A 5,992-nucleotide genomic window follows, 5' to 3' on the forward strand; every position below is an offset into this window, starting at 1 on the left:
GGCTTGCCGACATTCTTTGCCAGCTCCGACACAAAACCCAGGAAGACCTCGGCGGTGCTGCTCAACCAGTAGCGGGCATGCACAACCTTGCCACTGCTGAACAACGCAGCCATCACGTTCAGGCGCTGCCCGCGCGGTGCCTCAATGCAGTGCTGCTCGCCGCAGGGTGTCCATGCACTGCGGTTGGGGTGGACCTGCGCGAAGCCGGATTCGTCGAAGTAGACCAGCTCAATGGCTCCCGCCTGCGCTTGATCCCTCAAAGCCTGGAGTTCTTCCCGACAGCGCTCGAAGGCGGCGTCATCTCGCTTTTTTTTGTGCTGTGGCGGGTGCGCTTCCACACCAAACCCTCTTCCTTGAGGTACCGGATGAGCGTCTCGACGTGGACTGGGACACCTTGCGCTTCGGTGTGCTGCAGCAGCAGTTCGGGGGCACTCAACGCTTTCTTCTGTGCCCATTGCGCCAGCCGCTTGACCGCTGTCTCGTCGAGTTTGCGCGGCGCGCCACTGCGCGGTTTGTCGCTCAGGCCGTCCATGCCGTCCTGGCACCAGCGCTGCCAGGTCTGGCCGACGGTGCCGACATTGAGATCTTGCAGCTGGGCGACCTCGCGGCGCAGCAACCCTTGTCCGAGCAGCAGCAGGGTCTTGGCGCGTTCGCGTGCGCGCCAGTCCGGTGATTTCTTGTACACCCGCTCCAGTGCCCACTTGTCCTCTTCGCTCAGGCGTGTGTCCAGCCGCTTGCCCACTGCAGTCTCCTATCTTGGTTGCACGGCTGTGTGCCGCTACAGCATGAGTAGACCCCATCAAAGCCTCATTTCGGTCAATTCGATGGAGGATTTCTGTGGGTTGACTTATCGGCCAGTGTTGGCGAAATGGCGCTCCGCACAGTCAACCAAATCTCGGAAAACTTCCACCTGTTCAAGAATGCTGAACGCAAAACCATCCCTCTCTCCGGCAGGCGCAATTGAGTTGGCATCCTCTTCCGGCTCACCCTTGAGCTGCTTTTCAGCCCACTCTCTGTCGATATATTTCCACTCCCAGGGTGCTACGCCAGTGGCCGCGGCATCAGCAATGTCCTCGGCGCTGTAGCCACGGTCGTGCATCTCATATAAAAATTCCCAATCGCTCACAATATCCTCCTCAGCTTTTTTTCTCACGATTATTGACCGCTATGCGACCATCCGATGTATGCCGCGCAACAATGACTTGGGCGCCGAAACGGCAGTTTTGAAGCAGCCATTCTGTCTTCTTGTTTGACCCACATGATGGAACCCATGTACGCCGCCGATCTCTTCAAGTCCAAACCATCATCGCTGCTGCACGCGATTGCTGAGCACTTTCAGAACGATAGCCGCGACTTTGCGACCCGCTTTGATGTGCTTTGGGAGAACGCAAGTCTGCTGCACAAGATGGGACGCACAAAGTCATTTGTTGACCTTCTAATGTCAGTGGAGTGCGTACTCAAGGCTCACGCACTTTTAAGCCAGACAGGACAACCGGTGGAAGAGGCTTACCTAGCCGTGCGACGATCGGGTCACGACCTGAGAAAGCTGGTCAGTCTAGCCAACTACACGCCCGACCGCACAGCCTACGAAAGGCTTGCGGACAACGTTGCGGAACTTCAAATACACCTCCGATATTCATTCGAGGCCTACGAAACCTTCTTCCCGGCCTGGACTGGCCGCAACGACGCGGAGATGAACTACATCGCCACGATCTCTAACAATCATTGGGTCCTATCCATCAGAGCTGACGTGCAAACGCTAATCGACGCCTCACAACCTGAGTTCACGGGGTTCATTGGTGACGACATTGAGACTATCTTGAAGGGCGAGGCCGAGATGCGTCAGTTTTACGACGAAATCATCAAGAGACGCAGATGGGCGCCTACTCAATCTAACCGCGCTACCATTTTTGACGGGAATCCGACTTCCAACAATATGGGCGGCGCCTCTACACGTGCAGACTTACAGCTCAGCACATTCAAGGTCTGATCATGGCCGGGACCGGGTTTCGCCAAGGGTAGCAGCAAGGTGAAGTTGGCCGGCAGGGCTACCATGCCGAAGGTCAGCTTCTTGGGGCCGACACGAACTCACACTTTCGGCCAGGAGCAGTCGTTCAATATTTGTACCCGAGCGCAGTGTAGTTATGCTTCCAAAAGCTACTTGTTATGCAAATAGCGAATTTACTGCCAGTAGCTTTTTTCCTGCCGCCTCGATAGTCGATGAATTTTCTCTAATAAATGCCTTCTCCCCCACAAAAGACATTTGCTTTTGTGCTGGCACTCTAATTCTAAGAACGGACATTCCCCTGTAATCAACGTAGTCTGCCTGCGCCAAAACATGACTCCGCAAAGGCTCTGTTAACTCAGAGCTTCTGATGAAGCCAATTATTTTCTCCAAGTACTGCTCTGCATTTACTGATAGAAGTTTCAATTCTCTTTCCAATCCAACAATGTAACGCGCACCCACCACTACCGGCTCAACTCCGTCCAGATTAGTCACTCTCTGCGCGTCTGTTTTTTTGTCGGCAACCCCAATAAAAATAAATCCATCTGCATCAGGACCAACATTCGCTATACCACATATCGTCTCAACAATTTTTTCAAGTAGATTTACGTCGAATTTTCTATTTGGCGAAAGATCGACCATCCCTTGCTTGCACTCATAACGAGAGGTTTCCAGCCTAGACCTTCTAAGTGAGTTTTCCATATCAAGAGCGAGTCCAGCTCCATGCCTTAACATAGGTGGATCCTTTTTTACAAAATATCGCTGTATAAGCCCGGTGGTTCTGTCAACGTTCTTTACTCTATCTTCCGTAGTCGAAAATTTCGCGCTAACAATCATTGAACGTTGAAGACCCTTGAGCGCCTTCATGATTTTTTGATAATCTTCTGGTGTTTTTTCTTCGACTATAACGAGCTTATGAAATGCCATAAATATTGCAAAGAAGGAGCTTTTGATAGGGTTTCTTGCGCCCGGGCTAACGACGCTTCTCAGCGCGTTTGGCTGGTCATCGAACTCTTCAATAACTTCCCTTATTACGGACAGCGTTACCTTTATCTCTTCTTTTAAGCGATCACGTCCGTACCGATAAAACTCACGGCGCAAGTTCTCATATTCAGTTGTATTTTCATCATATATCTTGTCAAAAAAATCTTTGCTCTTTGCGATGGGATCTCCAAGGGCGATTGATGCACAGATGTCAACAATCATCTCTTCATCTTCACTATCTCGCAGCTGCTTGGTCCAAAGAACGCCTTGCTTACACCAAAAGATGTCCTCAGCCTTTAGGGCATAGCCCATATCGGTCCTGGTGGAATCGATACTTATTTCAGTCATTCCCGAAAGTGGAAGGCGACTCATTGAGGAGTCACCACGAATTTCGGATGCAAGTTCACGAACTAGCATTGAAAAGTCATCGACCATCCCGGCTTGACGCTTTTCTTGGGCGCTAAGCTGCCGCCCCCCTGAATTTATTCTGCCAAATACATCAGTAACCTGATCTTCCGTTTCAATTGGAAAAATGGTTACTGCCAACTGATAGTCCAAAATATCCGCACAAACCGAGGGCGGGAGTAGTTCGCTCAATTCTGTGCTAGCAGGCACGAAAGCGCCAGCATCGGCAGCCTGCTTTGCCCTTGAAAACTCCTTTATATCAAAGTATCTATCATCCAAAGCGTAAGCATTATCAATAAAAGAAAAAATGGCGTTCAATCTCTGCATGCCATCCATGATCTCGTAGTAGGTCAAACCACCCTCAGAGGCATCGGCCAATAAAATCAATGGGATTGGATAATCTTTGATTAGACTGTCAATGAGATACTGTTTTTCTGCCAAAGTCCAAACTAGTTTTCTTTGATATTTACGATTGACAATTAATCGATCATCGCGAAAAAGCCGGTATGCCTCTTGGACACTCATCCCGCGTGGAGTAATGCTCATGTTTGTATTCCCTGTTGGTAAAATAAATCGGATCTTCTGTCTAATGCAATTCAATCAAGCACCAGATATTCACAACCGAAGTTGACAAATGGAGTCGTATCCAGTCAAGAGTAACTGAAATTCCATGTCCGAGCGTGCTCATTTGATTTGTACATTATTTTCGGTCAAACGTACCGAGTACTCATCGTGTTTCTGAATTTTCTCGCCTGTTGAGCCACTCTGATAATCTAAAACGAAAGAATTAAAATACTGACTTATTGGTCCGAATTGTAGATACAGATAATTATCTTGACCGAAATATTGTGAAGCTAAAATCTTATTATCTGTGTTATCACTTGCATAGCTCTTTCTAATGTCAGGTGGATCGGAGTATGTATAGCCTACCCAAGTAAAAGATAGAGGTTTACCTATTCCATAGGAATATCCAGTTAAGTCATAGCGCCACATTTCATCAGAATTCTTCTTGATTGGTGTCTTTATGTGGTAATAGCGTTGCGACCATTCTTGTTTTTCTCTCTCGTTATATCCGCCCTCCGGATGAGTAAAAGTTAGAACCGATCTGCGTCTTATTATTTTTTTATCACTAATTTCCGTACGAATTTTTTCGAGTATGTCACTTGCCTCTTTATTTTTTTTCTTTAAATCATCTACTGCATTTTCCGCTTCTTCTTTTGCTTTCTTTATAAATTCTTCATTAAGTATTGATTCGATTTTTGAGTATGTAAATCCAAAAAAAGCAAGTGATGCTGCTGCGAACACAGAAAAAGACCAGATGATGGCTTTGCGATCAGACCTGTATTCGAAGTTTAACGAGTTCAGATTCTTCTGTAGTTCGGAAATTTCATTAGTCATAGGTGATCCTAAATTCTTTGTTGACTAGCACAATAAAAATCGCCGTCCAATCAAATAAACCTAGACCAGACAATAGCATAAGCAGGGAATAGTGGATATGAGTAATTGCACGGAACTCGACACACCAAGAAAGACTGCGCTGCCAATTAGGCCGAAAAACTTCCCGATCATCCCAGTACTAATCATCATGACCCAAAAGCCCCAGCCAAGATAGGCGCTTGCTGTAACTTTTGCTTTTTTGATTCTTTTACATATGTAGCTCCTGAGGAACATCTGCGAAACCCTGTTTTGTAAAATCTAGGCCTATATAAATCAATGGCTTGCAAGCTCAAAGCCTCTGAATAATGGGGTTTTGCAGACTTTCCCTAACGTGTAAGTGTGTGGCCTGCGCGGTTTTTTTGCGCAGGTCCGCTCTACTTCCGGGTTAGCCATGTTTTATTTCGTAGGCTTAGCGATTTCGGCGGCCTTGTCGATGGCCTTACTCATTAGTGCATTAGCTTCAGTTGGAGTGATCTTTCCCGATCCTGCCATCATACAAATATGAAACATGGAAACATTGAGGAAGGATGCAGATTCACCTTTTTCGCTTAGCTTCGTTACTGTGTCTATAACCTTCAGTTTTTCTTCTATTTTCGCGCTGTCGATCTTGTCGAGAACCTTTCCAAGATCGACCTTAAATTCGTTTTCGTAATTTCTCGCTTTTGCAACATCAGCGGATGACACACAAGCAGCAGTCGAAGAGTCCAATTTTTGGAAAATGTACGCTGCATTATTATTTGGATTCCAGACATACAACTTATCAGGTTGTGTTTGACCCGCTTCCAGTGAGACATAACTGATATGCGGCTTATCCGCACCCCATTTTGCTTCCCAAACGGAAGTTGCGCAGCCGCCCAAAAAAAACACTGGAGCAATTGCTAGTAGCTTTACGAAATTCAGTGCATTCATCGTGAATATTCTTGCTGGAAGTGAAACTAGCTAACCTGTGGTTTATCTGACCAAACACCGGATAAGTCAACCCACAGAAATTCTCCATCGGATTTACCGAAATGAGGCTTTGATGAGGTCTACTCATGCTGTAGCGGCACAAAGCCGTGCAACCAAGATAGGAGACTGCAGTGGGCAAGCGGCTGGACACACGCCTGAGCGAAGAGGACAAGTGGGCACTGGAGCGGGTGTACAAGAAATCACCGGACTGGC

General features: G+C 47.4%; 7 protein-coding genes. 1 reads left to right on the forward strand and 6 read right to left on the reverse strand.

What is annotated here, in order from left to right:
- The 3 genes from Q7J58_RS09395 to Q7J58_RS09405 all read right to left on the reverse strand — a co-directional run.
- Positions 1 to 260: transposase (locus Q7J58_RS09395; protein WP_336623487.1), on the reverse strand; the 260-nt coding region annotated here is incomplete at its 3' end.
- The gene (locus tag Q7J58_RS09400) at positions 257 to 742 is read right to left on the reverse strand and encodes a helix-turn-helix domain-containing protein (protein WP_304826670.1); all 486 of its coding nucleotides are present in this window, start codon (positions 740 to 742) and stop codon (positions 257 to 259) included. The genes Q7J58_RS09400 and Q7J58_RS09395, both read right to left, overlap by 4 nt.
- A gap of 105 nt (positions 743 to 847) precedes the next feature.
- Entirely contained in the window at positions 848 to 1,153 is a 306-nt protein-coding gene (locus Q7J58_RS09405) for a hypothetical protein (protein ID WP_304826673.1), read from the reverse strand.
- Positions 1,154 to 1,270: 117 nt separating this feature from the next.
- On the opposite strand from Q7J58_RS09405, the gene Q7J58_RS09410 reads away from it, so the two are divergent.
- A complete protein-coding gene (locus Q7J58_RS09410; protein WP_304826676.1) occupies positions 1,271 to 1,990 on the forward strand; it encodes a hypothetical protein in 720 nt (239 codons plus the stop codon).
- 174 nt (positions 1,991 to 2,164) lie between these two features.
- On the opposite strand, the gene Q7J58_RS09415 is transcribed toward Q7J58_RS09410, so the two are convergent.
- From Q7J58_RS09415 to Q7J58_RS09425, 3 genes are all read right to left on the reverse strand, one after another.
- Entirely contained in the window at positions 2,165 to 3,940 is a 1,776-nt protein-coding gene (locus tag Q7J58_RS09415; RefSeq protein ID WP_304826679.1) for a DUF262 domain-containing protein, read from the reverse strand.
- Between the two features lie 138 nt (positions 3,941 to 4,078).
- A complete protein-coding gene (locus Q7J58_RS09420) occupies positions 4,079 to 4,792 on the reverse strand; it encodes a hypothetical protein (protein WP_304826682.1) in 714 nt (237 codons plus the stop codon).
- A gap of 435 nt (positions 4,793 to 5,227) precedes the next feature.
- Positions 5,228 to 5,740 (reverse strand): hypothetical protein, encoded by a 513-nt coding sequence (locus tag Q7J58_RS09425; protein WP_304826685.1) that lies wholly within the window; start codon positions 5,738 to 5,740, stop codon positions 5,228 to 5,230.
- Positions 5,741 to 5,992 lie beyond the last annotated feature (252 nt).

Source organism: Hydrogenophaga sp. (genome assembly GCF_030656115.1).
Lineage (GTDB): Bacteria > Pseudomonadota > Gammaproteobacteria > Burkholderiales > Burkholderiaceae_C > Hydrogenophaga.

Coding starts and splice junctions, on each gene's coding strand:
- Q7J58_RS09410 (WP_304826676.1), top strand. CDS start 1,271: ATGTACGCCGCCGATCTCTTCAAGTCCAAACCATCATCGCTGCTGCAC.
- Q7J58_RS09415 (WP_304826679.1), bottom strand. CDS start 3,940: ATGAGCATTACTCCACGCGGGATGAGTGTCCAAGAGGCATACCGGCTT.
- Q7J58_RS09420 (WP_304826682.1), bottom strand. CDS start 4,792: ATGACTAATGAAATTTCCGAACTACAGAAGAATCTGAACTCGTTAAAC.
- Q7J58_RS09425 (WP_304826685.1), bottom strand. CDS start 5,740: ATGAATGCACTGAATTTCGTAAAGCTACTAGCAATTGCTCCAGTGTTT.